Source organism: Methylicorpusculum oleiharenae (assembly GCF_009828925.2).
GTDB classification, from domain to species: domain Bacteria; phylum Pseudomonadota; class Gammaproteobacteria; order Methylococcales; family Methylomonadaceae; genus Methylicorpusculum; species Methylicorpusculum oleiharenae.
In genome coordinates, this window is the sequence record NZ_WUTY02000001.1 from 4,077,763 (window position 1) to 4,104,200 (window position 26,438).

The following is a 26,438-nucleotide window of genomic DNA, read 5'->3' on the forward strand; positions in this document are numbered from 1 at the left end:
TTATCAATTTCCTCATACCATTTTTAGCCTGAGAAATAGAAAATCTGAAGTTTCCCAATAATTTCAAAAACGGACTGCCACTATGCTTGGCTGCTGGAATTATCGAGAGGGTTTGCATAAACGGTGTCAAACTCATTAATTAAAGTACTGTTCGCATGAGGCGTTGAAGGTTTGCAGAGTCGTCATCCAGGCCGGAACGACGGCAACTATTGATGCAAACAAAGCCTTATTTTACCTGCGGTAGTCCGATAAAGTTCCGGGCGGCACAGCGGCTCTTAACGCATTCAACACGGCAAACACATCAATAATTTCCTGCGTTATTGCCCCGGCCACAGGCGATAAATAGCCCATTCCAGCGAAGCCCATGCCGATGATGCTTAACGCCATGCCACCAACTGCACTTTGCAGTGCAATGGTGCGCATCCGTTTACCAATGTGAAAAAGCTCATCCACTTTCAACAGCGAACTGTCCATGATGACGGCATCGGCGGACTCGGCGGTGATATCGCTGTTTTTTCCAAATGCGATCCCAATGGTGGCCGCCGTTAATGCCGGGGCATCATTGATTCCATCCCCCATAAATACGGTTTTGGCCAATTCAGTCTCTTTGCGGACCAATTGCAATTTTTGCTCGGGTGTTTGTCCGGAATACACATGTTCAATCCCTACCAGTTCCGCCAGGTATCTCACTTCCGATTCACGGTCTCCGGAAACCAACATGACTTTGTCAAATAAATGACTGGGTTTTAAATGGTTGATAAAAGACGAACTATCGCTTCGAACCTCGTCTCGAAACCGCAAAGTAGCGGCATAGCGATCGTCAATCAGTACGATACATTCCATACCGTCAGCGATAGGCGGCAAATCGGCGACTTGCATCGGTGTGCCGGTCGTGAAGTGTTTTCGGCTAGTGATTTGAATCTGCTTATCAAGCACATAGCCTTTGAGACCTTTTCCGGGCAACTCCTGAATATTGGCAACTTCAGATAAAGGCACTGCTGCTTTCTCGGCTGCCGCTACTATGGCACTGGACAAAGGGTGTTTAGAGTAACGTTCGAGGCTTGCCGCATAACGAAGTATTTCATTCTTGGAAAATTCAGGAACAGGCAACAATTCCGTGAGAACCGGACGCCCATAAGTCAACGTCCCGGTTTTATCAAAAATGGCCGTCCGGCAACTGCCTATTGTTTCGAGAATCGCCGGATTTTTAATCACAATATCGCGTTTTGCCGCCAGCGAAATGGAGCTGATAATAGTAACCGGGATGCCGATCAACAGAGGACACGGTGTTGCGATAACCAACACAGCCAAAAATCTGACGGCGTCGCCGCTGAAACCCCAGGCGATCAATGCGATTGCCACAGCAATAGGCGTATAGATCGCCCCTAGTTGGTCCCCTAACCGCCGGAGTGTGGGCCGTTGTTGTTCGGATTCGCGCATGACATTCATGATTTTGGCATAGCGGGAATCGACCGCCAACTTGTCTGCCTGAATGGTCAATCCCGCATCGCCGTTGATAGCGCCTGAAAGCACTGAGGAACCGGCGACTTTTGACATCATATAAGGCTCGCCCGTTAAGTAAGATTCGTCCATGATTCCCGAACCGTTAATGACCGTGCCATCAACAGGACAGATTTCATGAGGCAGAATAACCAAGGTATCGCCAATTTTAACGTCCTCAATCGCAATATCGACAATACCCGCCGCCGATGTACGGTGAGCCACTGAAGGCATCCGGTTGGCCAAGGCATCCAGCACTGACGAGGCTTTTTTTACTGCATACGCCTCAAGTACCGAGCCCCCTGAAAGCATTAATACAATTAAGGCACCGGCCAGATATTCATCCAGCAAGACTGACGTGATGATGGCAATTCCAGCTAACAAATCAGCGCCCCAATCGCCCTGAAAAAGCTTGGCTGTCAATTTGACTATCAACGGCAAACCGCCTGCCAGTAGGACTGCAATCAGCGGTAACTCCATCAAGGTCGCGTTGAACTGAAGACGGTTGGCAAACAACCTGAATGCGGAGTGATCCAGCCAAATTTGCACCCCCAATGTATAGTGATCGTGGGCTCCACTCGGGTTAAACCCGTAGTTGAATATCAGATAGCCTGTTATGCAGCCAAGACTGAACACCGCAATCAATGCTTCAAATGAAAGAGGTTTTGCGTGAATAGTTTTAGTAGCGGCCATAGCAAGATGTTTGAGTTAACCGGATAAATTAAGCGCAGATTGTATTATTGCTCAGACTTGGTTTTGATGAACTTATAGCCTGTCAACATGGATTTCACCAAACTTTCGCCGTGCAATCGGCTTTCGACTATAACACCGGCAACATGAAGAACCACTAAAAAAAGCGTGAAATTGGCAAAAAACTCATGAATTTCCTCCCAAAAGTCACCCTGACTGATTGCAAATCGAGCCAGAGGCCCAGCGTGTTCCTCCGCTGCATAGACAGCCAAACCGGAAATGCAAAGCATCAGGAGACTGATAAATAACAGCAAGATCATGGCTGAACCGGCTGGATTATGCCCGATATAACGCTTAGCCTTTAAAGTAGCCAAGTCTTTCAAATAAGCGAGAGAAGCTGCGGGTGAACAAATAAAACTTGAAAACCGGGCAAACCGGCTGCCCGTAAAACCCCAAATAAAACGGAATACCATCAGACCGATAACCACATAACCCGCATAAACATGCGGCGTTAAAAATTCCTCTTCAGTCAAATAGGCAATAAAAAAACTCAATACCAGCAGCCAGTGAAATAACCGAACCGGTAAATCCCAAACCTTTATTTTATCTTGCATATTGAAACCCTCGTGAATAAAACCAGAAAGATAACTACTCGCCTGCTTGGAATAGAAGCTGTAGGTGCTTGATTGAAATTGCTTCTGCACCAGGGATGTTTTGATGCGTCCTATGAAATCAAGCACCTACAGCCAATAAAATGGGAAGGGTGAGTAGGTATCCAGAATGAATCATAGGAAGACAGCCTGAAATCAAACTGAAAATGGAATGGTATTTAACTGAGGGCTAACGAATCCTACTTTATTAAACGGCACAAAGAGTAAGACGGAGCTCTTCAATATGAATCCCAACACTGCGATAATCATCACTTTTCTATCATTGTTTCAGCCCAGGGTATCGATGGCAACTCGCAAGACGATTAACCCTGAGTAAAGTAACAATAACCCTGAAACTTAAGACGGCTGAAGCATGAAACGGAAAAACGAATTTTTGACTTGTCTGCTTTATTGCAGCGTCATATTAACCAGTATATTAACGCTGATAAGTTGTACTCCACGGGTATCTGAGCAGCCCTATTCCCTATTACCGCCCGATGCCAAAATCGCACCGAGTATTGCGGTTCCAAGCATTCGCGAACGCATGATTTTTCTGGCTATTCAAGAATGGACCTTATTCGGCAATCCGGTCGCCGATTATCAAAGCGATCCGCCAAAATTGATTTTTCCAGATCAAAATACCCCTGCAAATGAGGCTCACCCTGCCCTGTTTGCACGGGTAAATATGTACTGGCAAAGGGTTTCATCTTTGCACCTGTTCGGTTACGAAGGCGAACTTCGGCCCTGGTCGGCCGCCTTTATAGGCTGGTTGGCAAGGAGTGCGGGTGTTTCCGAAAGTGACTTACCTTCATCGGTTCTTCATTGGGATTATATTGAATACATCCTGAAACAAAGTCCGCCAGGACGATTTATCGCCCGCGATGCGCGTTTTCATGCCCCGAAACCGGGTGATCTGGTTTGCGCGCCGCGCGGCAAAAGTTTTATTGATAAAGTGGATTCTTTCATCAACCTGGTTAGAGGCGCCTATCACTGTGATTTAGCCGTGAACCGGCACGAGCGCAGTCTGTTAGTGATAGGCGGCAATGTTCTGGATGCAGTGAGTATGACGGAAGTAGAACTGGATGCCGATGGTTATATAGTGCCCAATGCCTATAGACCCTGGCGCATCATTATTGAACAGAGAACCCCATAAACTCAAAGGTTAAAAATGTTTGTATTTAACCCAGACGGCACAGCTGATACCGACAATCACAAAGGCATAGTTTGCAAAAAAAGACATTATCTGTCCCGGGGAATGTGAAACAGCATCACGCAGATGCGGTGTCACAAAAATAGTCCATAGCAGCGCAGGAACCAGATAAAAACAAAAACCCAAAGCGGCATGTAAAACGGCATTTTTGCCTTTTTTGAGCGCGTTTTTATAATACCAATACGAAATAAGCAAAGCCGAAATTGTTCCAATCACCACACACCCCCAGTAGAAATAGTCAATGCCGTTAAGTTAAGCGTATTTTGTAGGAGCGGGCCATGCCCGCGATCGAACCACCTCAGATCGCGGGCTTGGCCCGCTCCTACAACACTGCCTGTCGATTCAATGCGTTGGTAGATAGAGTAACGCATTACATTAAAGGCAGAATTTGATCCAGAATTTTACCGTTGGTGACCAGTATCTGTTTCGGAAAAATACCTTCATTGCCCTTAAAATCGGTAACGGTTGCCCCGGCTTCTTTGGCGATCAAGGCGCCGGCAGCAACATCATATAAATTAAGCTCCTGTTCCCAGAAAGCATCGACCTGCCCGTCCGCCACCATACAAATATCCATGGCTGCAGAACCAAACCGTCTCTGACCGGTCGTTCGCTCGGCGATACGGCAAAAACGTTGCAAGTTGTTTTCTTTCAAATAGCTTCTCAGGCAGGCAAAGCCGGTCGCCACCATCGCATCACCGAGTACTGTTTCGGATGATACGCTGGTGGGTTCGCCGTTTTTAAATGCACCTTTACCCAGCTCCGCGCAGTAATAGTCATTGACGGTGGGCACATAGACCGCACCAAATACGATCTGATTATCGATTTCCAACGCCACACTGATAGACCAGAAATATTGCCCTTTGGCAAAAGAATGTGTACCGTCAATGGGATCGACAATCCAGCGACTGCTCTGATCCGCAGTTTGTCCGCTCTCTTCTCCCCAAAAACCGTATTGAGGGTATTCTTTTGTCAGGACCTCTTGAAGATACGCTTCAACGGCCACATCGGCAGCGGTAACAAAGTCGCGAGGTTTCTTTTTATTGATACTCAGGTTTTTAAGATCTTTAAAATGGCTTAATGCGATCGCTCCGGCTTCACGCACTATTTTTTCAAGCTGAGCAGATGAAATTGACATCAATTTTAACCTTATGTTGAGTCAGAAAATAAGGGTGTCGATTCTATCATGACGAATCGCCGACGTCGTTTATCAAAAAAGATCAAGCGTACCAGGCTTTATTAACACTTACTTAGTAGGGAGAGAAAATGAAACAACCATTCTTACTTCAATACCGCGCATGGACCCTGGCCTGCATCAGTCTGGCTTGCATCATGGGCGTGTTGTTTTTACCGGCAATGCCTCAACTTCCTGGGTATCACGGATTAGCGGATGATCGCAGCTTCTGGGGTATACCGAATATGTTGAACATCATGACCAACCTACCTTTCCTACTCGTTGGTATTGCCGGCATCCGCTTGCTTGCAAAAGAGTCTGCACTGAACGTAATTATCGAACTGAAGCCCTGCTATTACTGGTTTTTCGCCGGTATCGCAGGTGTTGGCCTGGGTTCAGTTTACTATCACAACGAGCCTTCCAACAACACATTAGTCTGGGACAGGCTGCCCATGTCCGTTGCTTTTATGTCCTTTTTTTGCATTATTCTCGGCGAATATGTGTCTGTAAAAGTGGCTAAATCGCTCAGTTATCCTTTGCTGTTTGCCGGAGTCGGCTCTGTTCTTTATTGGTGGTTGGGCGAAAAACAGGGGCAAGGTGATCTGCGCATCTATGGTCTGGTCCAGTATCTACCGCTTGTGCTGATGCCGGTCATTTTGCTGATTTACCCTGCCAAGTTCTCTCACGCTAACCGGTATTGGATTTTTTATGGCTTGTATGGTTTAGCCAAGGTTTTTGAAATAGGGGACCTGACGATTTATCAACTGTTGGGATTTATCAGCGGACACAGTTTAAAACACTTGGCGGCAGCGGCAGGCTGTGCCGTTTTTTTAAGACAACTAATGATCAGAAAAGCCCGTTAAAACTGAACTGTTTTTTGACTGGTCAACGCGTTAAGATTGATTTAAGCTCTACTGCAAATTAACCGCAGGCAAAGAAAATCAGTCTTTAGCCATATAAGATTACAATTTCAGTTAACTTAGAGTGTCAAGAGGAAATCAGTGTGAGAATAAATGTCGTCCTATTAATGCTACTCCTGACAGGATGCGCCTCACAGAACCAACAGGTTGAGCCACCTAAAACAGCGAAAGCACCAGTAAAGCAACCCGTTTTGATTAAGAAGCCGGTGATTCAGGCTTTACCTATGCCGACTGGCCGTTACTATGCACAGCAAGTGACCGGAGACTATGCCCGTTATCCGGAATTGGCAAAATTCATCGATTCCATTCATCAAAAGTACGGGATAAGTCCTGAATACCTCAAAGGTCTGTTTTCACAAGCAAAACGAAAGAACTGGACACTGGATTATCTGAGAAAATCCGATGCAGAGGCGGGTTTGACGCCTGGAGGCACGAGCCCTCTGCCGGTCAAGCCGTCCAAAGGCAGCTGGACCCGTTATCGGTCCAAATTTCTGGGCGAACGGCATATCAACGGCGGCGTTGCTTTTGCCAGAAAATATCACAACACCCTGCAAAAAGCGACTCAGACCTACGGCGTCCCTTCCGAATACATTATCGGCATCCTGGGCGTGGAAACCTCATACGGCGGCTTTGTCGGCAACCACCGTATTATTGATGCACTTACAACGCTGGCCTTCGATTATCCACGCAGAGCAGACTATTTTCGCGGAGAACTTGAGAACTTTCTGGTCATGACGGCCCGCGAACGGATGGATCCCGCAAAACCGGTGGGTTCATTTGCCGGCGCCATGGGACTGGGCCAATTTATGCCCAGCAGTTTCTTGAACTGGGCCGTTGACTTTAATGGTGACGGTAAAAGAGATTTGTGGAATCCCGAGGACGCCATCGGCAGTGTTGCCAATTATTTTGCGCAACACGGATGGCAACCGGGTAAACCCGTCGTTACGCGGGCCAAGATCAAAACCAACCAACCCCTGAATATCGAGTTTGGCCTGAAAGCCCGTTACCTGTTGCCTGAATTGAACAGGGCCGGTATTTATCCGGCAGAGCCATGTGCGTGTAATGATCCGCTCAATTTATTGCTGCTCAGACATGAAACTCATGATGAATACCGGTTAGGTCACCCCAATTTTTATGTCATCACCCGTTATAACCAAAGCACTCATTATGCAATGGCTATCCATGAACTGGCCCAAACCATCAAACGGGCTATTTAAGAACCGCTGGTGTTATAGAGAATTTTCTAATCCGCTTCCGAAATAGATTCTAAAAATTTTCGGGAGTGGCTCGGGAATGGACCATATTTTTTCGGCATTTTAAAAACTCATCGTAAGCAATCTGGAACTTTACCGGCGAAACTGCAACGCGTATTTCCCGCATGTCCAGATCAGAAATTGCACTCAGATAAATGAAAGTCGGCGAGTGGCCTTGTAATAAAGCATCCACCATAGTTTCTGCCGCATCGCCATAGGCGCTAAGCCGGCTAAAATCCTTGATTTTTTCGGGGGGATCCAGATAAACAAGATGTTTATCAAAAGACGCATCATGATGCATCCATTGCGCCGGAGCAATGGCCAGATTGGCCTTGATAATCGTCGGCCTGACTCGATACTCCTGAATTGAAAACCTGAGAGCTGAACCCGATTGATGAACAAACTCAGCTTTTCCATAATGCGGAATATCTTGTGTCAACAGGCAAACAGACTTGGTTTTACTAAGAACCCAGTTTGCTTCCAGCATAGGAACGTCATAATAGTCCGCGTTGCTATTCAAGCTGGTTAGAATGAGACAAATACTGATCAAACAGATATTACGCTTCATGGTGCGCCATCGTTTATGCCAAACCGATTGTAAAAAAGATTAATAAACCATTAATCCGAAATTAAAACTGACCGCCTTAACTCAACAACAAGTCAGTTTCACTCTCTTTATCGGCAACAAGCGCGCGTAATTTAGTCCTTCAACAAAAAAGAATTGACGACTTCGATAAATTCGCCCGGTTTTTCCACATGCAACCAATGCCCGGCATTCTCAATCGCTTTAATTTCGGCATTTGGAAACACGCCATAAACCACATTGGAATCGGTATAATTTGAATTACCCCCCACGACAAACAGCACATTTTCGTGTTGATAATTCATGCCATTGGTGTCGGGAAAATCGATGATGTGAGGCGCTGATTGGTAAAAGAAATCCAGATTGATACGCCAGCTGAACGTGCCTTGATCCAAAACGAGATTTTGAAGCAGAAACTGCCGGAAGCTTGCCTCCGGAATGGCCGATTCCAACCAGCAATCGGCATCTTTCCGATTGTTGAGTTCAGGTAAAGGAAGTTTTTTCAGCGCATTGATTAAATCATTAAAACTGTGCTGATACGATACCGGAGCAATATCGACAATGATCATTTTGTTAACCCGCTCAGGCTGGTTCAAGGCAAACCACATAGCCACCTTCCCGCCCATACTGTGTCCCAATAATGTGGATCTCTCCAAACCCTGTTCAGCCATAAAACCGGCCAAATCCCGCGCCATTGAAGGATAGTCCATCTCCGGATCATGGGGCGACCGGCCATGGTTGCGCTGATCGACAACATAGATATGATATCGCTGTGCCAGTTGCTGGGCTATTTGCCGCCAATTTCTGGCGGACGCAAAAAAACCATGCAAGATGATCAAAGGCGGATTCGCCGGATCACCAAAGCCTTCAAAAACTAATGGGACGGTATTTGGGCTCATGCGTAATTAAAAAAAGCGCCCAGAATACCGCCAAACACCCCACCCCATACGACTAACCAACCTAGATGCTGACGAATGATTTTCTGCACCATCTCTTTGACCAATTGGGGCGTCAATTCCTTTAGCCGATTGTCAATCACAGTTTCGATCCGATCGATGATATCGGTACCGATTTTATGGGCATCCAAACCTTGCTGAAGCGCATCTTTAAAACGGTCGGATTCTACCATTTCGCTGAGTACATTTTTCATTTTTTCGGTGAACGGTTCTTTTAGCGGCAACAACGCTTCTTGCCCACCCATCATCATCAGCATACCGCCGAACGATGAATTCATGATTGACGACACCAGGCCTTCGTAGACTTTGTCATAGTCAACAGCGTTTAAAATCGGATCAAGATTAAGAATCTTGCTGCCCTCCCTTTCCTCTTTCTGAATAAATTGCTCGATATTCTCAACCGTAAAGAATTGTTCCATCATCAATTGCTTAATGGAAAACTTGAATTCTTCAAAGCGACTGGGAATCACGCCAGATCCATACAGTAAGGGGACTTTTTCAAATAGCATATACACTGCCAGCCAGTTGGTAACAGCCCCTGACAAAGCAAAAAAACCGATAGATTTCATCAGCGCAGACTGAACCGGGCAAAGATAACCGGTGATAATAATTCCTACTGCCACAAAATTAGTGACAAAACTTTTGTTGATCCATTTCTTCATAAGGTTTGAAAATTTATCAGTTAAATCGGATGGTGCGGATTATAAACAAGATCAAAAAATCAGCGCCACAATTTAAAAGTTGAGAATCGAGAAAAGTTGGTGTAACAGGAAGAGAACCGGTCGAGCGATTCTGTTATTGAACTATCCACTGTTGTTCCAGCAAAAGCCTATCGTTACTAAAAAGCTTTCCCAGAAAACGGTCGTCGCGTATAAGCGGACCGACACCTTTAGGCGTGCCGGTCATCAACAAATCCCCATCAGCCAATGTCATAAAACGGTTGATGTCTTCCAGCAAATAGCCCGGCTTGAAAAGCATAGCCTCATAGCCGCCTGACTGAACCAAACCATCATTAAGCCATAATTCCATGCGAACGCTGGACAGTGGCACTGTTAATTCAACAAACCTGGAAAATACCGCTGATCGATCAAACGCTTTTGCTCTTTCCCAGGGTAAGCCTCGAGATTTTAGCCCGGTTTGCAAGTCCCGTTTGGTCAGATCAAAACCAAAGGCTAACGCAACAATTGCAGCCTGTTCGACCAGACAGACGATTTCACCTTCGTAATGAACTGGTGAAACATCATTGGCATATAACGCTTCAGCAATTGCGGAATTAGGTTTGACAAACAAGACCGGTTCATCTGGTATTGCATTGTTTAGTTCGGCAATATGTTCGGCATAATTTCGCCCAACGCAGACAATTTTTGAGGGGTAAATACGACGAGATTCAAACGTAACAAAATTCATAGCAGGCTATTCGCTAACAGGGGTCAAAACGTCAATCCCACTTTTGCAGGATACTCTTCGCTTTTACTTAGGCTCTTTGACCGGTTTATCGGCATGTAAAGCGTACCAGCCAATTGCAATCCGGTATAAATAAAGCAAAACGGTAGGTATAAGGATAAAAAAGCCGATACCCATCTGAAAAGTCAGCGCGGACAGCGTCAAACCCGCCAACGTCATCCAGGCTGTTGTTATTTGCCAATCGAAATGTGACTCCAGCCAGGTGTCTTTTACTTGTTCCCGCTTCATGAAATTGATTATGACACCCACAATCAACGGTATGCCGGCAAACCCAAAGGTCAATACCTGACACAGGTAAACAATAGCAGTCAGTTTTTTCAGGGATTTGATTTGTTCATCATTTTGTGGGGCGTTCATGATGTCGTTCATCTTAATATCTCCTTTGAATGGGTTAACCCAATTAAGCAGGATTATTTTTGAACACTTTAACCTTCTAAGTTCTGCAACTGATGCGGTTTAACCCATCAGTTGCGGAAATTAATTTTTTGTTTGCATTAAAAAGCAAACGGTTATTGATCGTTACAGGAATGGGACTGCTGAATTATCTGTTTGTTCACAACAGTGCTTACGATGAACTTTGGTGATGGTTATTTTATTCGCCAATGCACCATGGAGGCATAGGCTGAACTACCATGAATATCAGGTATGATGGTTAATTCAAGCAACTTGACTCCGGTCAGATGAACGGTGTAGTTCTCAATTTCGCAAGAGGCATTGGTTGGATTGAAATTCCATTGCTGCCTGACGATCTCACCGCGCACTTCACCTGTCTCGTCAGCCCATTTCAGAACAAACTGCTGTGTTCTTACCACCGATGATTCAACAAAACGTAGCTGAATCCCATTGAGTGATTGAGGGTGATCAAACACCAGCCTAATTGTTTGCTTGCCCGGTTTTGCCGACCTCCATCCGCCATTGCTCGACTCCAGTAAAGCGGATTCGATAGGATGTTCAGGATCTTCCGAGGTCACTTCAACGGTAACGCCGCTTTCTAAGTTGAGCCAGTTCTCAGGCTGAAAACAACCCTCAATATCTGATTGCTCTTCAATTATAACTTTTTTCACAATGGGAACTCCTTAAGTTAACGCTGAATAAATCCATATTCGAATTTACAACGTAGAGTAGAAAAAGATTCATCGAATTAACCTAAAAAAGTAGCTCGTACTTGGCAGAAAACTCAATCGATCAACTGCGCAACAACTGCTTTTTTAAGGTTTAAACGATTTCAAGACTGCTCATATCGATCACAAGCGATATTTAACATCGCTTTTCAGCATGCGCTCATAAGCCTCATTAATAATTGGGATTGGAATTATTTCCATATCAAAGACTATCTTATGTTCTGCGCAAAAATCCAGCATTTCTTATATTTCTTTAATGCCGCTTGTTAAAAAACACGTAAAATTTCGACGCTTGAAAATAAGTTGTCCCAAAGATCGCGGGGGATGAGGATGATCAGGATACGCTAAAGATAAAGTGTCCCGTCACGTTTTTATAAAGCGGTAAACTCATCTCAGTTACGGGGCGCCGCTACAGTAATAAAATCTGGACTGGCAACATCATGCGTTGAGGTGTTTAGTATCCTCGATTTTATCCGGGGAGAGCCGATCATACAACTACATGAGCCCCTAAAAGCCCTAATGATTTTATCACCTGTAGCTTAACAAGTCCCAACCCGCGATGCCTACTTTAACATCTTTTGCAACCTGCCCGTGTTTTAACGGAGAGTAATTCGCAATCTCCGCCCCTATCCTAAGGCGCAACCTGCTCTGGATCTAGTTGTTAGAGACTGCAATAGAAAGGCCTAAACCACGTAATAAATTTGAAATAAGCGTGATCTGATTATCATTTGGTCTGGGATTTCGTCTGTTAAACGCAAACGGTGCAAGGGGCAATTCTCGATGATGCGGAGCAAATAGAAGTGAAACCAGGCAATCCTGTTTAGGCAGGAATTTAAAGGCTTTAATCTCCCTCTAACTTATGCTAATCTACCGACCAATCCAGTGCATCGGCTTACTTCTATTGTTTACCGAGCATCAAAATCATTTTAATTGGGGTGTTAGCTCAGTTGGTAGAGCAGTGGACTCTTAATCCATGGGTCCAGGGTTCGAATCCCTGACGCCCCACCAATAAAAATCAATGGCTTACAAGCTTTTCAAACATTGTGTTTTTAAAAATTGCGCAATTTTGGCGCACTTCTAAAAAAATACCCGCAAAACTTGCCAAATTTTTGGCATAAAAAACACCTTTAGCCAGTCGTAATTTAAAACAGAACGCTCCTTCGATTTGAGATATAAAGCAATACTTGATAATTGAGTTATTAAACTTTACCTAATAACTGCTGAGCCTTATACATCACTTGCCAAATCTTCATTTAAATATCATGCCGCGATTGATTTTGAACTTAACCTTTAAAGTTACCATGAAAGCCATAACATTTTGGACAAAGGAACCCCTCCTGAATTAGTCAGGTTAAAAAAATCAATCAGTTACCGATCAGGCTAGGGCAGGTTTTGCCGTAGGCAATTTGCCGATTTTCTTGAGAGCCTTGATCCAGCGTGGTGAGTGATCACCCGCCACCAAGCCGGCCACCATGGCGCTGGCCGTTACGCCCTTAATATCAGACACTACCGCGCCTAATGTTAGGCCGCCAACATCCAGTATTTTGTGTATACGGTTGGTTTCACTCGACAACATTTGTGAGAACTAACGGCGATAACGTGAAATCAAGCGCAATTCACGCAAATCTTTGGGCGGGATGAAACTGCCGTGCATCAAGCCAAAACGGGCGAGTACGGCCAGCCATTCCTAGTCGCCCCTATCGGTTTTTCGGCCCGGCACATATTTGATGAAGTGCGCATTAACGACCATGGCTAAAATGCCCGCCCGCTCGAGGTGGGTATGGGCGCTTTTCCAATAAATACCGGTGCTCTCCATGACCACCAGTGATACCTGAAGCTCCAGCAACCAAAATGCCATCGCGAACATGTTCCGTTTAAACCCGCCAAATTCACGCTGATGTTTGAGGATCGTTCCGTCAACCTCTTCAATGAGCACGATCACAACCCCCCTGTGTCAGGATAGTTGCCGCCACCGATGTACAGAGCCCTAAGAATTGCGGAGCTCTGCGATCCTTCCATTCTGGGCGCTCGCTCAGGAGGCCTGATGGGCGACAAACTCCTAGGCGGCGCTATCGCGCGCAGACATCCTTCACCCTCAGTGTCAGGATAGTTGTCGCCTCTAAAATTTTATAGAGGTACAAAATGCAAACCCGTTATAGTGAAGAATTTAAACAGCAAGCCCTGAGTAAAGTATTGCAACGCGGTGATAAAAGTATTCAATCGATTGCCGATGAATTGACTATCAGTGTGTTTACTCTGAAAGGCTGGCTTAAACAGACACGATCCAAATCAACAACAAACACTATGAATCAACAACGTCCTAAAGACTGGACTCGGGAACAACGGTTTGAAGCCTTGCTAGCCAGCGCGGGCTTGGAAGGCGAAGCACTCAATGCCTTTTGCCGTGAACGAGGCTTGTTTACCCATCACCTGCAAACGTGGCAACAAGACTTTATTAAACCTCTTGAGGTCACCGAACCCAGCCAAGTCTCAAGGAAAGCCTTGAAACCCTTGGAGAACGAGATTGCACAACTGAAGAAAGACCTGCAACGCAAGGAGAAAGCCTTGGCAGAAGCCGCCGCTTTGTTGATTCTTCAAAAAAAGTGCCACGCGTTCTGGGAGGAAAAGGCGCCATGATCCCTCTTGCAGAACGCACCCATTTACTCACCTTATTTAACGAAGCGTTTGATCACGGAGCCCGTAAAGCCAAAGCTGCCGAGGTGATGGGGCTACCGCTACGCACATTACAACGTTGGCAACGTCCCGAAGCCGTGCCGGTTGACGGTCGCACGCGCCGTCAACACGTGCCTTGTAATCGTTTGAGTGACGAAGAACGCGCTCAGGTATTAGCCCTAGCCAACAGCGATGAGTTCAAAGACAAAACACCGCATCAGATCGTGCCGATGTTGGCCGAACGCGGCGAGTATTATGCCTCGGAGTCGACGATTTACCGCATTTTTCGCGAGGCGAAACAAGTCAAACACCGTCATGCCTGCCGTCCATCGGTCGAGCGTAGTAAGCCGAAAGCCCTCATCGCGACGGCACCGAAACAACTGGTGAGTTGGGATATCACCTATTTGACCAGCCTCATCAAAGGCCAGTTTTTCTATCTGTATCTGTTCATGGATATCTTCAGTCGCAAGATTGTCGGCTGGCAAGTTTATGAACAAGAAAACAGCGAACTGGCGGCCGATCTGATCACGGATCTCTGCCAACGAGAAGGGATTCCACCGCACCAGTTGGTGTTACATTCCGACAACGGCAGCCCGATGAAAGGGGCAACGCTGCTGGCAACCTTGCAGCAGCTTGGCGTCACACCCTCACGGAGTCGCCCGGCGGTGAGTAACGACAACCCGTATTCCGAGTCGTTGTTTAAAACGCTGAAATACGACGCCCAGTATCCGACCCAACCGTTTGCCTCGGTCACCGCCGCCAGGGACTGGGTAACCGACTTTGTCGCCTGGTACAACCATGAGCATCGGCATAGTGGCATTCAATTTGTAACGCCTGAGCAACGCCACAGGGGTGAAGATCGGGCGATCCTGAAGCAACGCAAGGCCGTTTACGAGGCCGCTAAAGCCAAAAAACCGGAGCGCTGGAGTCGTAATACCCGAAACTGGGAATGGCAGGCAGAAGTCTGTTTAAATCCCGATAAACCGAGCGATAGTGCGGTAAAAAATACCGACACTACCGTTCATTAATTTTCAACTCATGCGACAACTACGTTGACATTTACCGGTACCCAGCTGGGTGAGATTAGCGCTTTATTGCGCAAAGAAGGGATTTATTCCTCCCATCTGTCCACTTGGCGTAGGCAGCGCGCTGCCGATGAGCGCGCCGCGTTGGCGCCGCAAAAACGCGGGCGCAAGGCCGACCCTGCGCAGGCCGAGGATCGTCGTGTGCACCAACTTACCCAGGAAAATGAGCGTCTGCGCCGCAGACTGGCTCAGGCCAATGCCATTATTGAGGTCCAAAAAAAACTTTGCGTCTTGTTCGGTCTGCCGACGGACGAGACGCCGAGCGAGTCCTGCTGATGCAAGCCCTTAACCAGTTGGCCCCGGAGGTCGGCCTGGCGCCGGCTTGCGCGGCCCTGAATTCGAACCGCAGTTCGGTCTATCGCGAGGATGCCCGCCGGCGCCTCTTGGTGCCTGTGCCGGTAACGCGGGTGCCTCGTCCGTCCGTCCCGTTGGCTTTCTCGACCAGTGAGCGCCAGCAACTGCTGGCGGTGCTTAACAGCGAACGCTTCGCCGATTGCTCGCCGTATTTTGTCTATGCCACCCTGCTGGACGAGGGGCGCTACATCGGCTCGGTGCGCACCTTGTACCGCGCCCTGGAGGCGGACGGCCTGTCGGCGGAGCGCAGGCGCCAACGGCTGCACCCGGTCTATACCAAGCCGGAACTCCTGGCCACCGCGCCCAATCAAGTCTGGAGCTGGGATATCACGAAACTCAAAGGCCCGGCCAAATGGACCTGTTTCCACCTGTATGTGATCCTGGATATTTATAGCCGCTATGTGGTCGGTTGGATGGTCGCTCCGCGGGAAACCGCCGAACTGGCCGAGCAGCTCATCGCCGAAACAGTGGCCAAGCACAACATCACGCCGCATACGCTGACGCTGCATGCCGACCGCGGTTCCAGCATGCGCAGCAAGCCGGTGGCCGCCTTGCTGGTTGATCTGGAGGTCGCCAAGACCCATAGCCGGCCTTATGTCTCAGATGACAATCCCTATTCCGAGGCCCAGTTCAAAACCCTGAAATATCGGCCTGATTTCCCCATCCGCTTCGGATGCCTTGAAGATGCCCGCAGCCATTGCCAACGCTTCTTCCTGTGGTACAACCAGTCCCATTGCCACTCGGGCATCGGTTACATGACCCCGGCCACCGTCCATTTCGACCAAGCGGCTACGGTATACCAAGCACGCGCAAAAACCCTGGAGATTGCCTTCCTCGCCAATCCAAAGCGATTCAAAGGAAAGTGCCCTTTACCACCCAGCTTGCCCAACGCCGTTTGGATCAATCCGCCTAATAACACAAAGGGAGAAACTTGACCCATAAATACACAACAGTTAGACACTAAATAAAACAACTGGGTGTCTCAAAGTCATTGACACATTCCGGAAGCTGTCCTGCAAGAGCTTTTAATTGACGACCCAACTGATCAATCTCAATAGAGTACAAGCGAACAGTTGTCAACGTACCTAGCCGGTACTGAACTACGGTATCATCGTTTAACTGTAGTAGCTCCTTAATGTGTTCTCCATAGGCAGTTCGGGCCTCGACCATACCGGTTTTTGCATCGAATCGAAGATGCGCAGCCATCTCGTGGTCACAGGGGTTTACAACGTAAGGCCCGACTTTCTCGTCAAGCGGCCAATCATTATTCTTTCGACTATTGCAGTTACCACAGCAATAATACAAATTCTCATAGTTGCAAACTAGGTTTGCGAAACCGGAATGTGTCAATGACATTGAGACACCAAGTTGTTTTATTTAGTGTCTAACTGTTGTTTATTTATGGGTCAAGTTTCTCCTTTGTGTTATTAGGCGGATTGATCCAAACGGCGTTGGGCAAGCGGGGCGGCAAGGGGCACTGTCCTTTGAATCGCTTTGGGTTGGCAAGGAAAGCCGTCTCCAGGGTTTTGGCGCGGGCTTGGTATACCTTAGCCGCTTGGTCGAAGTGGACGGTGGCCGGGGTCATGTAACCGATGCCCGAGTGGCAATGGGACTGGTTGTACCACTGGAAGAAGCGTTGGCAATGGCTGCGGGCATCTTCAAGGCATCCGAAGCGGACGGGGAAATCAGGCCGATATTTCAGGGTTTTGAACTGGGCCTCGGAATAGGGATTGTCATCTGAGACATAAGGCCGGCTATGGGTCTTGGCGACCTCCAGATCGACCAGCAAGGCGGCCACCGGCTTGCTGCGCATGCTGGAACCGCGGTCGGCATGCAGCGTCAGCGTATGCGGCGTGATGTTGTGCTTGGCCACTGTTTCGGCGATGAGCTGCTCGGCCAGTTCGGCGGTTTCCCGCGGAGCGACCATCCAACCGACCACATAGCGGCTATAAATATCCAGGATCACATACAGGTGGAAACAGGTCCATTTGGCCGGGCCTTTGAGTTTCGTGATATCCCAGCTCCAGACTTGATTGGGCGCGGTGGCCAGGAGTTCCGGCTTGGTATAGACCGGGTGCAGCCGTTGGCGCCTGCGCTCCGCCGACAGGCCGTCCGCCTCCAGGGCGCGGTACAAGGTGCGCACCGAGCCGATGTAGCGCCCCTCGTCCAGCAGGGTGGCATAGACAAAATACGGCGAGCAATCGGCGAAGCGTTCGCTGTTAAGCACCGCCAGCAGTTGCTGGCGCTCACTGGTCGAGAAAGCCAACGGGACGGACGGACGAGGCACCCGCGTTACCGGCACAGGCACCAAGAGGCGCCGGCGGGCATCCTCGCGATAGACCGAACTGCGGTTCGAATTCAGGGCCGCGCAAGCCGACGCCAGGCCGACCTCCGGGGCCAACTGGTTAAGGGCTTGCATCAGCAGGACTCGCTCGGCGTCTCGTCCGTCGGCAGACCGAACAAGACGCAAAGTTTTTTTTGGACCTCAATAATGGCATTGGCCTGAGCCAGTCTGCGGCGCAGACGCTCATTTTCCTGGGTAAGTTGGTGCACACGACGATCCTCGGCCTGCGCAGGGTCGGCCTTGCGCCCGCGTTTTTGCGGCGCCAACGCGGCGCGCTCATCGGCAGCACGCTGCCTACGCCAAGTGGACAGATGGGAGGAATAAATCCCTTCTTTGCGCAATAAAGCGCCAATCTCACCCAGCTGGGTACAGCGATCAGCGGCCTCCAGGATGCGGCGCTTGTCGCTGCTGGTAAATTGTCGGCGCTGGGCGGTGGCAACCACCTCTGGGTCGGGCCGCGCGCCGGAGGTCGCGTTTTCAGCCGCCCTACGGGCGTCTTCCAACGCGACCTCCGGCGCAGTTACTTGTGGTGATTCCATGGTCTCTGCTTTCGATTTGCTCATGATTCTGGCCTACCTTTATACTCTAATTTCCGAGGGGTAGGTGTCTCAGGTCATATTGGCACAGGGGGTTCGAGCTGGCAAGATTTCGCAGGGTCAATATGAGGCAGAAGAACAAGATATAAACCAAAACTTGGCTGATCTACTTCACACTCTTCAATCACATACAGGCCAGCTATCTCTCCCGCCTTTACGAAAGAAACTCCTCGGCATCACCCTAATAAAACCATGATCTGGACAGTCAGCTTTTCTGCCGAAGTGCGGGAGATCGTCAGACATTAGAGAACGTCGGCAGTCTGAGGTATTGCTGACGTTCATTTCACTGATTTTGGCCATCAGCGAATGTCAAGAATTGGCCGGGTCAAGTCAAAGAGGACTCAAGGTAGCTCGCCGCAAAGCTGCCATTCGTTGAGGTTAGCGACAAAAATTTCGTCGGCATCTTCAATGGACGGTTTTGGCCGGAATTGTTAATTCGCCATTGAAGCAACCCCTCCTTCATAGCTGTCATTCATAGTTTAACTGCTTCTATGGCTTCACACTTAAGGCTGGACAGTTGTGGTAGGGCGTTTGTGCCCGCGTCATTCCAATCTCCTTCAGTCCCAATCTTGGAAGTAGCAGTTTCGCCTTAAGATAGAAGCCGCCTCGATAAAGGAATTTGGCAGTTTCGAATGGAATATGCATACTAAAAATAGTATCTTGATAAATAATTCGTTAGGAGCGGCTTCGGTTTCCCACCCAAAAAAGTGGGGTTAAACAGGTATTATTAATCGTCCTGGTCATTGCCCCTCACTATAATAGGTGAAAGCCATTTATAGCTAAATTGACGCTCACCAGCTTTAGGGCCTCGCCAAAAGCCGTGCCAATGTGACCGGCGCAAATGTGGTTTGACGGAGCGCCCGGTTGGTTCTGTGGCGTTTGCTTGCCGCAATTGTTCGCCGGTTTTCTCGCCGATCGTCCAGATTTTCGGCTTGTCGGGCGGAAACAAACGCCAACCGGCTTTGACTTTTTTCGGTCGCGGGTAACTTGGCTTGCTTTCAGGCTCTGCCCGGTCGACAATTTCCGGTTCTTTACTGGATAAATACAGTACCAGACTCACCAACGGATTAATCAATTGGGCTATTTTTTCGATCGAATTGCTTAATTCCGATGTTCCATGAATTAAAACCTTTGCGTGTACTGCCTGCCGTTTCCCTTCGCTAAACCACCGGTCCACCGCTTCGGTAATCGTCCAAGGTCCGATATTCAGAATTTGTGGCTGCAGTTTCGTTTCAGTATCGAGCAGAAAACGTAATTCATTTCGATGCGTGTTAGAGTCTTGTTCGAGATACACCCAAAAACCATACAGCTTTTCATCAAACCACAGGTAATCTTCCGGTATTTCAATGTAAATACACCATTCAGGTAAACGAAGTAAAACCTCGCTCGGGATTTCGCCTTTAAAGAGAGTATCCGACAATGCCGAAAACGTGTCCGGGTCGAACCGGTAAATACCTTGGCTGTAACGCCATGAACCCAATGCGGCAAGTTGCGCCACGTCGCCAATGAGATTCAACGGTAAACGCTCGGTTTTATGATGCGTGCTGATAATCGAGTACCAAGCAGCCATTGGCATAAAGCACCACGTCGGCCAATCGGGTAAATCTTTGCCCCGGTTTTGCCGGAAAATATCGACCTGTTTCCAAGCGTTAGGGTAGCGTTTAGCAATGGCGTTCAGCTGCTGAATGGGGCGTAACATGAAAAGATACGGGTCCGACGAACAGGTTATTTAAGCATAAATCGCCCAAATTACCCCATAATGCCTTAATAACGATCGATAGGAACAGACGAGTAGATTTAGAGACTAACCGCCTTTGGGTAGTTCATGAAGAGGGCCCTTTGAAGGACTGACAAAAATTAAGCCCCTGCTTTGCGTGGGCCATTGAACTTGAAATGAAACTGCATTAAGTGGATTTAAAAGCGATAACGCAATTGGGGACTTCTTAAAGAAAAGCTATGGCGGGGATTATGTATAAGAGAAAAAGCCCCCTTATGTTCCTCCACGTTCTCTCATAATCCTAACCCATACCTAACCCAGGCAATAAAAAAGGCCTTGGTAAAAAACCTAAGGCCTTGATTTTATTGGAGCTGGTGATGGGACTCGAACCCGCGACCGGCTGATTACAAATCGGTCATTATAGTGCCATTTTGAAACTTCATGAAACAAGTTATTGATAGTAACTATTTGTAATATATGTGTTATATTTAAGTTATTGTTTCAATCTGTTTCAGGCTGAACTATACTGTCAACGTCATTTTGTTACCTATCTGTTACCTAAACTCAGCCTTCTCATTCCTATCATCCCAAATGTTCATTTACGCTTCGCTGGATTGATACCGTGAAACTTCCAGACCAAGGCCAGACCGACTATTTTGATGAGCGGACCACTGGACTCGGATTACGCATTTCATCTGCCGGACGGAAAAGCTGGTTTGTCATGTATCGCCATGCCGGTCGTTTGCGCCGCTATACGCTTGGCACCTTCCCTGCCCTCGGCTTAGCGGACGCCCGAGAAAAAGCCAAAGCATTGTTGCACGAAGCGGCGCTGGGCAATGATCCTGCAAGTGAAAAGCAAGTCAATCGCGGCGCTGTCACATTCGGCCAATTAGCCGAGCAATATATTGAGTTACATGCCAAGGCTAGAAAAAAATCCTGGAAGGAAGATCAACGTATCCTTGACCATGACGCTTTACCCCTGTGGAAAAATGTAAAAGCCCATGAGATCAAACGACGCGACATAATTGCGCTGTTAGATAAAATCGTTCTGCGCGCACCCATCCAAGCTAATCGTACCCTCGCTTTAGTGCGAAAATTATTTAACTGGGCAATCAGCCGAGATTTGCTTGAGATCAACCCCTGTGCTCAGGTTCAAATGCCGGCAAAAGAAAACAAGAAAGATCGCGTGCTTTCAGAAGACGAGATTGTCCAATTTTGGGAAACCCTAAGCTCTGCATCCATGAGTGAACTCTCTCGGTTATGCTTGCAGTTTCAGTTAGTGACGGCGCAACGTAAAGGTGAAATTGTCATCGCCGAATGGTGCGAGTTTGATCTTAATAATGGCTGGTGGACAATTCCGAGTGAAAAAGTCAAAAACAAATTATCCCATCGGGTTCCGTTATCCCCGTCGGCTTTAAGTCTGCTTGAAAAAATTAAATTGATTTCTGGAGAATCACGCTGGCTCTTCCCTTCCGCTAAAGGGGATAAACCTATACGGGATACCAGTATTGATCATGCGCTACATAAAAATGAAGCCTTATTTCAAATCCCGCCTTTTACGCCTCATGATCTGCGCCGGACTGCTGCGAGCCACATGACCAGCCTGGGCGTATCGAGACTGACGGTGTCAAAGATACTCAATCACAGTGAGAGCGGAATCACCGCTGTTTATGATCGGCACAGTTATGACCGAGAAAAACGCGATGCCTTAATGTTATGGAGTGACCGCTTGCTCGATATGGCAGCGGCAAAGCAGAAATGCAGGTGACGGTTGCCGGATATCAGCGTATTCAGCACTCTAATTTTGTTGTAAGCCAGCAAATTGAGTGTTGGAAACCTCGATAATTCAGTTCTATAGAGCAATCCCTTCGTGCAAAAATCTCATCAATTTTAATGCTACTCCGTGTTGCTATCCGGGCTGAAGTAATGAGCAGACCAAATCCGGCGACGATTATGCAGCAAGCGTCTATGTTATCGTCAGTGGCGGCCCTGCTTTCTGGCAAACCATGGCCATCAATTATGTTGGTTCAAGTAGCCTGCCGGTCGGCAAAGTTTGGCTTAATACCTACGCCCAATCAGGTCTTAACGGTAAATTGCACTGAGATCATCAACCGATCAAACGGATACCTGTTATTCAGAAAAAGGCGCTATTTATGATGGCCTTAATTACGAATTTCGGGAAGATATTCACTATCTTGAGCGGTTGCTATCCTGTCCGACAGCGATAATTCTCAAGGCACAAGGCAACGGCTTATTGCAGTGATATTTACATTAAATTTAACGTGATACCCATTAATCAAAATCCGAGTTGTTAATCAATTTCAAAAGACTGCTTGAAAATTGGCCATTCTGGGTTTTGTGCGTATTATCCTCATAGACAACATCGCTATTTACCGGCTCAGCCAAAACCTTTATATCCGTTTTTTCTTCAATTTTCCGGGCTTTGCTTACCGGACCTGCTGAACCGTTTTTAACCTTAAGCCCCTGCCTGGCGGTCTTCACTGTCTTGATATGACCAATATAATCAAGCAAGGCCTTCTGAAAATGCCCTGCCGTTAATCTTCCTCGCTTATCTGAACTCAATGAATCCAGCCAAGCCATGATGATCTTATGATTAGGGTTTGATGAGCTCAGAGCCATCTTGATATATCTCTTTTTCTCCATAATGGATCACCCCTGACACGTGTTTAATTGCGTAAATTAGCCCTCACACATCGCTTAGCAGCCATTCAAAGTGGGGCATTCTTAACAAGAATGCTTAGACGATAACGACTCGCTCGTCAGTTGATACCTGTATTTCTTGTAACCCGTTTAACCGATTTTGGGGAAGTGGAATCAACGCCTCCCTCCAAAATGAGCCCCTTACCTTTTCGGTCTAGCTAAGCGCCTTACGAAAACACGCTCATCACTCCGCAGAGGATTACCGGTTAAAGCTTGAATCCAAGCAGGAATATAAACTTTAATAACGCGCCTCGTTATTAAAGAATAACGTGCTAAAATTTAATAATGAAGTTTGTTATTAAAGGCTATCGTCATGAAAAAATCCGATCTTTGCGCATCAAGACAAAAGTTGCTGGTGCCTGTCGATGGTTATTCTGGCGCTTTTGCGCTTGTACCGCCACTCACACCGCGAAAGATGGCGATAGCTGGCATTCCTAACGAATTAATTCATGCTCACGAGGCGCTTAGCGATCTAAAGCTGCTAACACATCAACTTCCAAATCCAGATATCGTGATGCGGACATTGGATCGACGTGAAGCGGTGCTGAGCAGTCAAATCGAGGGCACTCACTCTGATGTCAACGACTTGTTTATCTACGAAGCGACCGGAAGTGATGAAGGTTTACCAAAAGATGTATTAGTAACCCTTAATTATGTCAAAGCGCTTGATTATGGCCTTAAACGAATTCGTAACGGCAACAGCAAGGCATTGACTAATGAATTGTTATTAGCATTACATCGGCATCTTATGGAGGGGGTTAAAGAGTTCAAAGGAACACCTGGGGAGTTTAGAAAAAAGCAAAATTGGATTGGCGGATTCAAAATCTATGACGCTCGATTTGTGCCCCCTCCCGCCTGTCATGTTCAATACTGCATGAATGACCTCGAATCATTTCTGAACTATGAACCTGATGAAGAAGATTATGGGGTAATTTCAATCGTACTTCGGATGGCGATAGCGCATGCACAATTTGAAACTATTCATCCCTTTATTGATGGCAATGGTCGAGTGGGGCGGTTATTATTACCCCTGATGCTTGCAAAAGAAGATTATCCACCGGTTTACTTGGCTGGCTTCTTAAAATCAAACCAAAAAGAGTATTATGACGCCTTGGCAAATGTGCAACTGCAAGAAAAATGGCAAGACTGGATTGTTTTTTTTGCAGAAGGCGTCAAATTCGCTGCACATGATTCAATAATGACAGCTAAAGGACTTCTTTCTATCCTTAAGCGATGGCAAATAGCCGTCAATGACCTCGGACAGCGTTCTGATTCAGCGATTAATAAGCTCCCCGAACTTCTAATCGCTAATCCTGTTGTTAGTGTAAATCAAGTCAAAGACAAGCTTGGCATTTCCTTTCCTGCCGCAAATACGGCGCTGAACAAATTAAATCAAATGGGTATTGTTGAGCAATCAGATCGCCAACGGAACAGAATATTTGTCGCCCTGGAAGCTATTAAACTGCTGAATAGTTCACCCTCTGATTTGCAAAATGAAGATAGAAAGGATGAAAGAAGAACGCTATTTTAGTCATGAAACTGGGAAGATATTTTGTATGTGCTCAACGGGTTACCAAGGCACACGGCAAGGTGAACTCTGGTTTACGAGGAATCTGCCGCCTGTCTTAGCCATTTGAGTAAAATAATGGCAATCAAGTAAAAGTCAAAAGACCCGTCCATGATCGAAGGAATTGATGCTGACGAGTACATCCAGCAAAATGCTGATCCCATTTGGCTGCATCAACACGGCTTGTGGGAATACATCAGGGACGAGGGAGAAATGCACGAAGCCGATAACGATAAATTGAATGTCTCAGCCCGATAATCAAAACGATCAAGCAAAGCTTCCGGGCCAGTGTCTTGCTTGTGGTTTCGCGCAAACTTTCGAACAACACCGGAAAAATCTAAGCAACATCGTTGAGTCGCATCTTGATGAGGCCAAAAACCGTGTCACACCCGTCTATTTGGCTTATTTTGCTTCAACAAGTGTTGTCTTAAGCCGCCATTGGCGACACCGAGGCGATATTCCCAGGGAGTTAGCTGCCCTGCCCCGTTCTGTTTGGGGTTTTATCAAGTCAACCGCCACCCGGAAGAAAAATCAACCGAATAAACAACTCAATTCGGTTGCTTTATCGGGTAAGCAACTTGAGTTGTATTCCGTGATTGAAGTCGAGTTGCTTGATTTACCCGGCTTGGACAAAAAGCTCCAGGATCATATTGCTCATTATCAAGCTAATTTCGAGGCTCAATTGAGTGATTTGCTTGACGGACTGCCCACCCATCAGCGTGAAGACGTTGAGAGACAACTCGCCCATCATATTGAACGAATGTCTGTTCCTGTTGAAGGTTCACGAGAAGCCTTGATGTTTTTATTGACCGGATTACTCGGGAAAGGTCTGGGAGCCAGTGGCTTTGGCAGCAGCATCGCTACTGGACAGGCTGCTGCAACAGCGATTTATACCAGCAATCTGTCCTGGTGGGGCAGTTTATGGGTGAGTCTAACCGGAGTTCCTGCTTGGGTAGGTTGGGTTGGGGCAACCAGCGGATTAATGGCCACCCTCATCATCGCGCCTTTTTTATCACCTTTGCTGGAAGTTGGCATCAATCGATTTCGAGGCAAAAAGATGTTACTTGAAATCATTGAGCAAGTGAGGAAGCGTGTCATCAAACCACCAAACGATGCGGTCGATGTTTTAGGCAAGTTGGCGGTCTATCTGCAACTCCTTCCGGATATTATTCATTTTGCGGCAAAGATCAAGCCATGATTGATAGCGTATAAGTCCTTTTTCCAGGCACTATCGCCTTGAAAAGAGAGCCATGCTGGTTATAAAGATTGGGCGTAAGTTTATTAAGGGTAGACGGAAGTGTTGCGCCACCTCTGCATGCTTGCCGCTGGACGAGGCATAGATCAAGGCCGTGGCGCCGCTGGGGTTTTGATAATCGACATTAATTCCGGCCGCTATCATCAAGCCGATGCACGCGCCGGACCCGGCAAAACAGGCGGCCCATAAGGCGTTGTTGCCGTAATCATCCCGTACGTTTAAATCGGCACCGTTATCTAAAAGATAAGCCAGTATGTCGGGCCGGGCTTGCTGTGCCGCTATAATTAACGGGTGTAGCCCCTTGTCGTTAGTCGCCAGCGGCGCCTTGGCATGAAACCCGTTAGCGATAAACCAGCCGGAAATTTCTTCGGATATGTTCAATTCAACCTGCCTGTTCAAACTACCGAGGGCCGGTGGAGCAGGGATAAATGGCCGACACCGGCCTCGTAAAGTTTGTCCGCCAATTCCATCCGCCCGGCCGGACCCTTACCGCGCAGAAATTTCAGTTCATCTATGGTCAGCACGGTAGCGGCAATCAAGCTAACCGTACCGCCAGGCATGGGCAAGTCAGACCCTAGGTGGCGTGGCTTACTCAACAAGGCTCCAAC

The 26,438-nt window shown here is 47.5% G+C and carries 29 protein-coding genes and 1 tRNA gene; 12 read left to right on the forward strand and 18 right to left on the reverse strand.

The window, feature by feature from the left end; genetic code table 11:
* Nucleotides 1-231: 231 nt before the first annotated feature.
* Together GO003_RS18305 and GO003_RS18310 are read right to left on the reverse strand one after the other, a co-directional pair.
* Nucleotides 232-2,193, reverse strand: coding sequence for a heavy metal translocating P-type ATPase (locus GO003_RS18305; RefSeq protein ID WP_159658312.1), 1,962 nt, complete (start codon nt 2,191-2,193; stop codon nt 232-234).
* A gap of 44 nt (nt 2,194-2,237) precedes the next feature.
* On the reverse strand, nt 2,238-2,804 hold the full coding sequence (locus GO003_RS18310; protein ID WP_159658313.1) for a cytochrome b/b6 domain-containing protein: 567 nt from the start codon (nt 2,802-2,804) through the stop codon (nt 2,238-2,240).
* Nucleotides 2,805-3,213: 409 nt separating this feature from the next.
* On the opposite strand from GO003_RS18310, the gene GO003_RS18315 reads away from it, so the two are divergent.
* Entirely contained in the window at nt 3,214-3,993 is a 780-nt protein-coding gene (locus GO003_RS18315; protein ID WP_159658314.1) for a DUF2272 domain-containing protein, read from the forward strand.
* 9 nt (nt 3,994-4,002) lie between these two features.
* On the opposite strand, the gene GO003_RS18320 is transcribed toward GO003_RS18315, so the two are convergent.
* Entirely contained in the window at nt 4,003-4,266 is a 264-nt protein-coding gene (locus tag GO003_RS18320) for a hypothetical protein (protein ID WP_159658315.1), read from the reverse strand.
* 154 nt (nt 4,267-4,420) lie between these two features.
* Complete coding sequence (locus GO003_RS18325; protein ID WP_159658316.1) at nt 4,421-5,185, reverse strand: inositol monophosphatase family protein; 765 nt, start codon at nt 5,183-5,185, stop codon at nt 4,421-4,423.
* Nucleotides 5,186-5,313: 128 nt separating this feature from the next.
* On the opposite strand from GO003_RS18325, the gene GO003_RS18330 reads away from it, so the two are divergent.
* Nucleotides 5,314-6,084 carry a ceramidase domain-containing protein gene (locus GO003_RS18330; RefSeq protein ID WP_159658317.1) on the forward strand — a complete coding sequence of 257 codons (771 nt, stop codon included), beginning with the start codon at nt 5,314-5,316 and terminating at the stop codon, nt 6,082-6,084.
* A 140-nt stretch (nt 6,085-6,224) separates the two neighbouring features.
* The gene (mltB, locus tag GO003_RS18335; RefSeq protein WP_206444745.1) at nt 6,225-7,358 is read left to right on the forward strand and encodes a lytic murein transglycosylase B; all 1,134 of its coding nucleotides are present in this window, start codon (nt 6,225-6,227) and stop codon (nt 7,356-7,358) included.
* A 49-nt stretch (nt 7,359-7,407) separates the two neighbouring features.
* Here the strand turns inward: mltB and GO003_RS18340 are convergent, their stop codons facing one another.
* From GO003_RS18340 to GO003_RS18365, 6 genes are all read right to left on the reverse strand, one after another.
* Entirely contained in the window at nt 7,408-7,962 is a 555-nt protein-coding gene (locus tag GO003_RS18340; RefSeq protein WP_159658318.1) for a hypothetical protein, read from the reverse strand.
* A gap of 131 nt (nt 7,963-8,093) precedes the next feature.
* Nucleotides 8,094-8,876 carry an alpha/beta fold hydrolase gene (locus tag GO003_RS18345; RefSeq protein WP_159658319.1) on the reverse strand — a complete coding sequence of 261 codons (783 nt, stop codon included), beginning with the start codon at nt 8,874-8,876 and terminating at the stop codon, nt 8,094-8,096.
* Complete coding sequence (locus GO003_RS18350) at nt 8,873-9,595, reverse strand: DUF445 family protein (RefSeq protein ID WP_159658320.1); 723 nt, start codon at nt 9,593-9,595, stop codon at nt 8,873-8,875. The genes GO003_RS18345 and GO003_RS18350 overlap by 4 nt, the downstream gene beginning before the upstream one ends.
* Before the next feature lie 133 nt (nt 9,596-9,728).
* Nucleotides 9,729-10,340, reverse strand: a complete 612-nt coding sequence (locus tag GO003_RS18355; RefSeq protein WP_159658321.1) for a fumarylacetoacetate hydrolase family protein — start codon at nt 10,338-10,340, stop codon at nt 9,729-9,731.
* 63 nt (nt 10,341-10,403) lie between these two features.
* The gene (locus tag GO003_RS18360) at nt 10,404-10,766 is read right to left on the reverse strand and encodes a DUF4870 family protein (RefSeq protein ID WP_159658322.1); all 363 of its coding nucleotides are present in this window, start codon (nt 10,764-10,766) and stop codon (nt 10,404-10,406) included.
* 218 nt (nt 10,767-10,984) lie between these two features.
* Nucleotides 10,985-11,461: a carbohydrate-binding protein gene (locus GO003_RS18365; RefSeq protein WP_231089071.1), complete on the reverse strand. Its 477-nt coding sequence runs from the start codon at nt 11,459-11,461 to the stop codon at nt 10,985-10,987.
* 989 nt (nt 11,462-12,450) lie between these two features.
* Between GO003_RS18365 and GO003_RS18375 the strand changes: the two genes are divergently transcribed.
* A tRNA-Lys gene (locus GO003_RS18375) sits at nt 12,451-12,526 on the forward strand.
* Nucleotides 12,527-12,893: 367 nt separating this feature from the next.
* On the opposite strand, the gene GO003_RS26245 is transcribed toward GO003_RS18375, so the two are convergent.
* Complete coding sequence (locus tag GO003_RS26245; protein ID WP_269144424.1) at nt 12,894-13,025, reverse strand: hypothetical protein; 132 nt, start codon at nt 13,023-13,025, stop codon at nt 12,894-12,896.
* 180 nt (nt 13,026-13,205) lie between these two features.
* On the reverse strand, nt 13,206-13,460 hold the full coding sequence (locus GO003_RS18380) for a hypothetical protein (RefSeq protein WP_231089072.1): 255 nt from the start codon (nt 13,458-13,460) through the stop codon (nt 13,206-13,208).
* A 200-nt stretch (nt 13,461-13,660) separates the two neighbouring features.
* Here GO003_RS18380 and GO003_RS18385 point away from each other — a divergent pair.
* From GO003_RS18385 to GO003_RS18395, 3 genes are all read left to right on the forward strand, one after another.
* Nucleotides 13,661-15,219, forward strand: a protein-coding gene (locus GO003_RS18385) for an IS3 family transposase (protein ID WP_231088839.1) whose coding sequence is annotated in 2 segments (ribosomal slippage) — nt 13,661-14,123 and nt 14,123-15,219 — 1,560 coding nt in all. Because the reading frame shifts where the segments join, the coding sequence is not laid out codon by codon here.
* A 24-nt stretch (nt 15,220-15,243) separates the two neighbouring features.
* On the forward strand, nt 15,244-15,552 hold the full coding sequence (locus GO003_RS18390) for a hypothetical protein (RefSeq protein ID WP_231089073.1): 309 nt from the start codon (nt 15,244-15,246) through the stop codon (nt 15,550-15,552).
* Nucleotides 15,552-16,565, forward strand: coding sequence for an IS3 family transposase (locus GO003_RS18395; RefSeq protein WP_407942104.1), 1,014 nt, complete (start codon nt 15,552-15,554; stop codon nt 16,563-16,565). Before GO003_RS18390 ends, GO003_RS18395 begins: the two co-directional genes overlap by 1 nt.
* A gap of 25 nt (nt 16,566-16,590) precedes the next feature.
* Here the strand turns inward: GO003_RS18395 and GO003_RS18400 are convergent, their stop codons facing one another.
* From GO003_RS18400 to GO003_RS18410, 3 genes are all read right to left on the reverse strand, one after another.
* On the reverse strand, nt 16,591-16,836 hold the full coding sequence (locus GO003_RS18400; protein WP_159659455.1) for a hypothetical protein: 246 nt from the start codon (nt 16,834-16,836) through the stop codon (nt 16,591-16,593).
* 193 nt (nt 16,837-17,029) lie between these two features.
* Nucleotides 17,030-18,513, reverse strand: a protein-coding gene (locus tag GO003_RS18405; protein ID WP_407942126.1) for an IS3 family transposase whose coding sequence is annotated in 2 segments (ribosomal slippage) — nt 17,030-18,102 and nt 18,102-18,513 — 1,485 coding nt in all. Because the reading frame shifts where the segments join, the coding sequence is not laid out codon by codon here.
* Nucleotides 18,514-19,297: 784 nt separating this feature from the next.
* Entirely contained in the window at nt 19,298-20,269 is a 972-nt protein-coding gene (locus GO003_RS18410; protein WP_159658554.1) for an AcrVA2 family anti-CRISPR protein, read from the reverse strand.
* A gap of 631 nt (nt 20,270-20,900) precedes the next feature.
* Here GO003_RS18410 and GO003_RS26425 point away from each other — a divergent pair.
* Both GO003_RS26425 and GO003_RS18420 read left to right on the forward strand, forming a co-directional pair.
* Entirely contained in the window at nt 20,901-22,055 is a 1,155-nt protein-coding gene (locus tag GO003_RS26425) for a tyrosine-type recombinase/integrase (RefSeq protein WP_331001669.1), read from the forward strand.
* A 205-nt stretch (nt 22,056-22,260) separates the two neighbouring features.
* Nucleotides 22,261-22,389 carry a DUF3047 domain-containing protein gene (locus GO003_RS18420; protein ID WP_231089214.1) on the forward strand — a complete coding sequence of 43 codons (129 nt, stop codon included), beginning with the start codon at nt 22,261-22,263 and terminating at the stop codon, nt 22,387-22,389.
* 190 nt (nt 22,390-22,579) lie between these two features.
* Here GO003_RS18420 and GO003_RS18425 read toward each other — a convergent pair whose 3' ends face one another.
* Nucleotides 22,580-22,927 carry a hypothetical protein gene (locus GO003_RS18425; RefSeq protein ID WP_159658552.1) on the reverse strand — a complete coding sequence of 116 codons (348 nt, stop codon included), beginning with the start codon at nt 22,925-22,927 and terminating at the stop codon, nt 22,580-22,582.
* Between the two features lie 394 nt (nt 22,928-23,321).
* Between GO003_RS18425 and GO003_RS18430 the strand changes: the two genes are divergently transcribed.
* The 3 genes from GO003_RS18430 to GO003_RS18440 all read left to right on the forward strand — a co-directional run bounded on the left by GO003_RS18430 (nt 23,322) and on the right by GO003_RS18440 (nt 25,773).
* Entirely contained in the window at nt 23,322-24,539 is a 1,218-nt protein-coding gene (locus GO003_RS18430) for a Fic family protein (RefSeq protein WP_159658551.1), read from the forward strand.
* 147 nt (nt 24,540-24,686) lie between these two features.
* A complete protein-coding gene (locus GO003_RS18435; protein ID WP_159658550.1) occupies nt 24,687-24,833 on the forward strand; it encodes a hypothetical protein in 147 nt (48 codons plus the stop codon).
* Nucleotides 24,817-25,773 (forward strand): hypothetical protein, encoded by a 957-nt coding sequence (locus GO003_RS18440; protein WP_231089074.1) that lies wholly within the window; start codon nt 24,817-24,819, stop codon nt 25,771-25,773. Before GO003_RS18435 ends, GO003_RS18440 begins: the two co-directional genes overlap by 17 nt.
* Nucleotides 25,774-25,803: 30 nt before the next feature.
* Here the strand turns inward: GO003_RS18440 and GO003_RS18445 are convergent, their stop codons facing one another.
* Complete coding sequence (locus tag GO003_RS18445) at nt 25,804-26,211, reverse strand: ankyrin repeat domain-containing protein (protein ID WP_159655405.1); 408 nt, start codon at nt 26,209-26,211, stop codon at nt 25,804-25,806.
* A 14-nt stretch (nt 26,212-26,225) separates the two neighbouring features.
* Nucleotides 26,226-26,426 carry a hypothetical protein gene (locus GO003_RS18450; protein WP_206444648.1) on the reverse strand — a complete coding sequence of 67 codons (201 nt, stop codon included), beginning with the start codon at nt 26,424-26,426 and terminating at the stop codon, nt 26,226-26,228.
* Between the last annotated feature and the right edge of the window lie 12 nt (nt 26,427-26,438).

What these genes read in the sequence shown, in the direction of transcription:
- GO003_RS18305 (WP_159658312.1), bottom strand. Translation starts at nt 2,193, where the DNA reads ATGGCCGCTACTAAAACTATTCACGCAAAACCTCTTTCATTTGAAGCA.
- GO003_RS18310 (WP_159658313.1), bottom strand. Translation starts at nt 2,804, where the DNA reads ATGCAAGATAAAATAAAGGTTTGGGATTTACCGGTTCGGTTATTTCAC.
- GO003_RS18315 (WP_159658314.1), top strand. Translation starts at nt 3,214, where the DNA reads ATGAAACGGAAAAACGAATTTTTGACTTGTCTGCTTTATTGCAGCGTC.
- GO003_RS18325 (WP_159658316.1), bottom strand. Translation starts at nt 5,185, where the DNA reads ATGTCAATTTCATCTGCTCAGCTTGAAAAAATAGTGCGTGAAGCCGGA.
- GO003_RS18330 (WP_159658317.1), top strand. Translation starts at nt 5,314, where the DNA reads ATGAAACAACCATTCTTACTTCAATACCGCGCATGGACCCTGGCCTGC.
- GO003_RS18340 (WP_159658318.1), bottom strand. Translation starts at nt 7,962, where the DNA reads ATGAAGCGTAATATCTGTTTGATCAGTATTTGTCTCATTCTAACCAGC.
- GO003_RS18345 (WP_159658319.1), bottom strand. Translation starts at nt 8,876, where the DNA reads ATGAGCCCAAATACCGTCCCATTAGTTTTTGAAGGCTTTGGTGATCCG.
- GO003_RS18350 (WP_159658320.1), bottom strand. Translation starts at nt 9,595, where the DNA reads ATGAAGAAATGGATCAACAAAAGTTTTGTCACTAATTTTGTGGCAGTA.
- GO003_RS18355 (WP_159658321.1), bottom strand. Translation starts at nt 10,340, where the DNA reads ATGAATTTTGTTACGTTTGAATCTCGTCGTATTTACCCCTCAAAAATT.
- GO003_RS18360 (WP_159658322.1), bottom strand. Translation starts at nt 10,766, where the DNA reads ATGAACGACATCATGAACGCCCCACAAAATGATGAACAAATCAAATCC.
- GO003_RS18395 (WP_407942104.1), top strand. Translation starts at nt 15,552, where the DNA reads ATGCAAGCCCTTAACCAGTTGGCCCCGGAGGTCGGCCTGGCGCCGGCT.
- GO003_RS18400 (WP_159659455.1), bottom strand. Translation starts at nt 16,836, where the DNA reads ATGGCTGCGCATCTTCGATTCGATGCAAAAACCGGTATGGTCGAGGCC.
- GO003_RS18410 (WP_159658554.1), bottom strand. Translation starts at nt 20,269, where the DNA reads ATGTTACGCCCCATTCAGCAGCTGAACGCCATTGCTAAACGCTACCCT.
- GO003_RS18425 (WP_159658552.1), bottom strand. Translation starts at nt 22,927, where the DNA reads ATGGCTCTGAGCTCATCAAACCCTAATCATAAGATCATCATGGCTTGG.
- GO003_RS18430 (WP_159658551.1), top strand. Translation starts at nt 23,322, where the DNA reads ATGAAAAAATCCGATCTTTGCGCATCAAGACAAAAGTTGCTGGTGCCT.
- GO003_RS18435 (WP_159658550.1), top strand. Translation starts at nt 24,687, where the DNA reads ATGATCGAAGGAATTGATGCTGACGAGTACATCCAGCAAAATGCTGAT.
- GO003_RS18440 (WP_231089074.1), top strand. Translation starts at nt 24,817, where the DNA reads ATGTCTCAGCCCGATAATCAAAACGATCAAGCAAAGCTTCCGGGCCAG.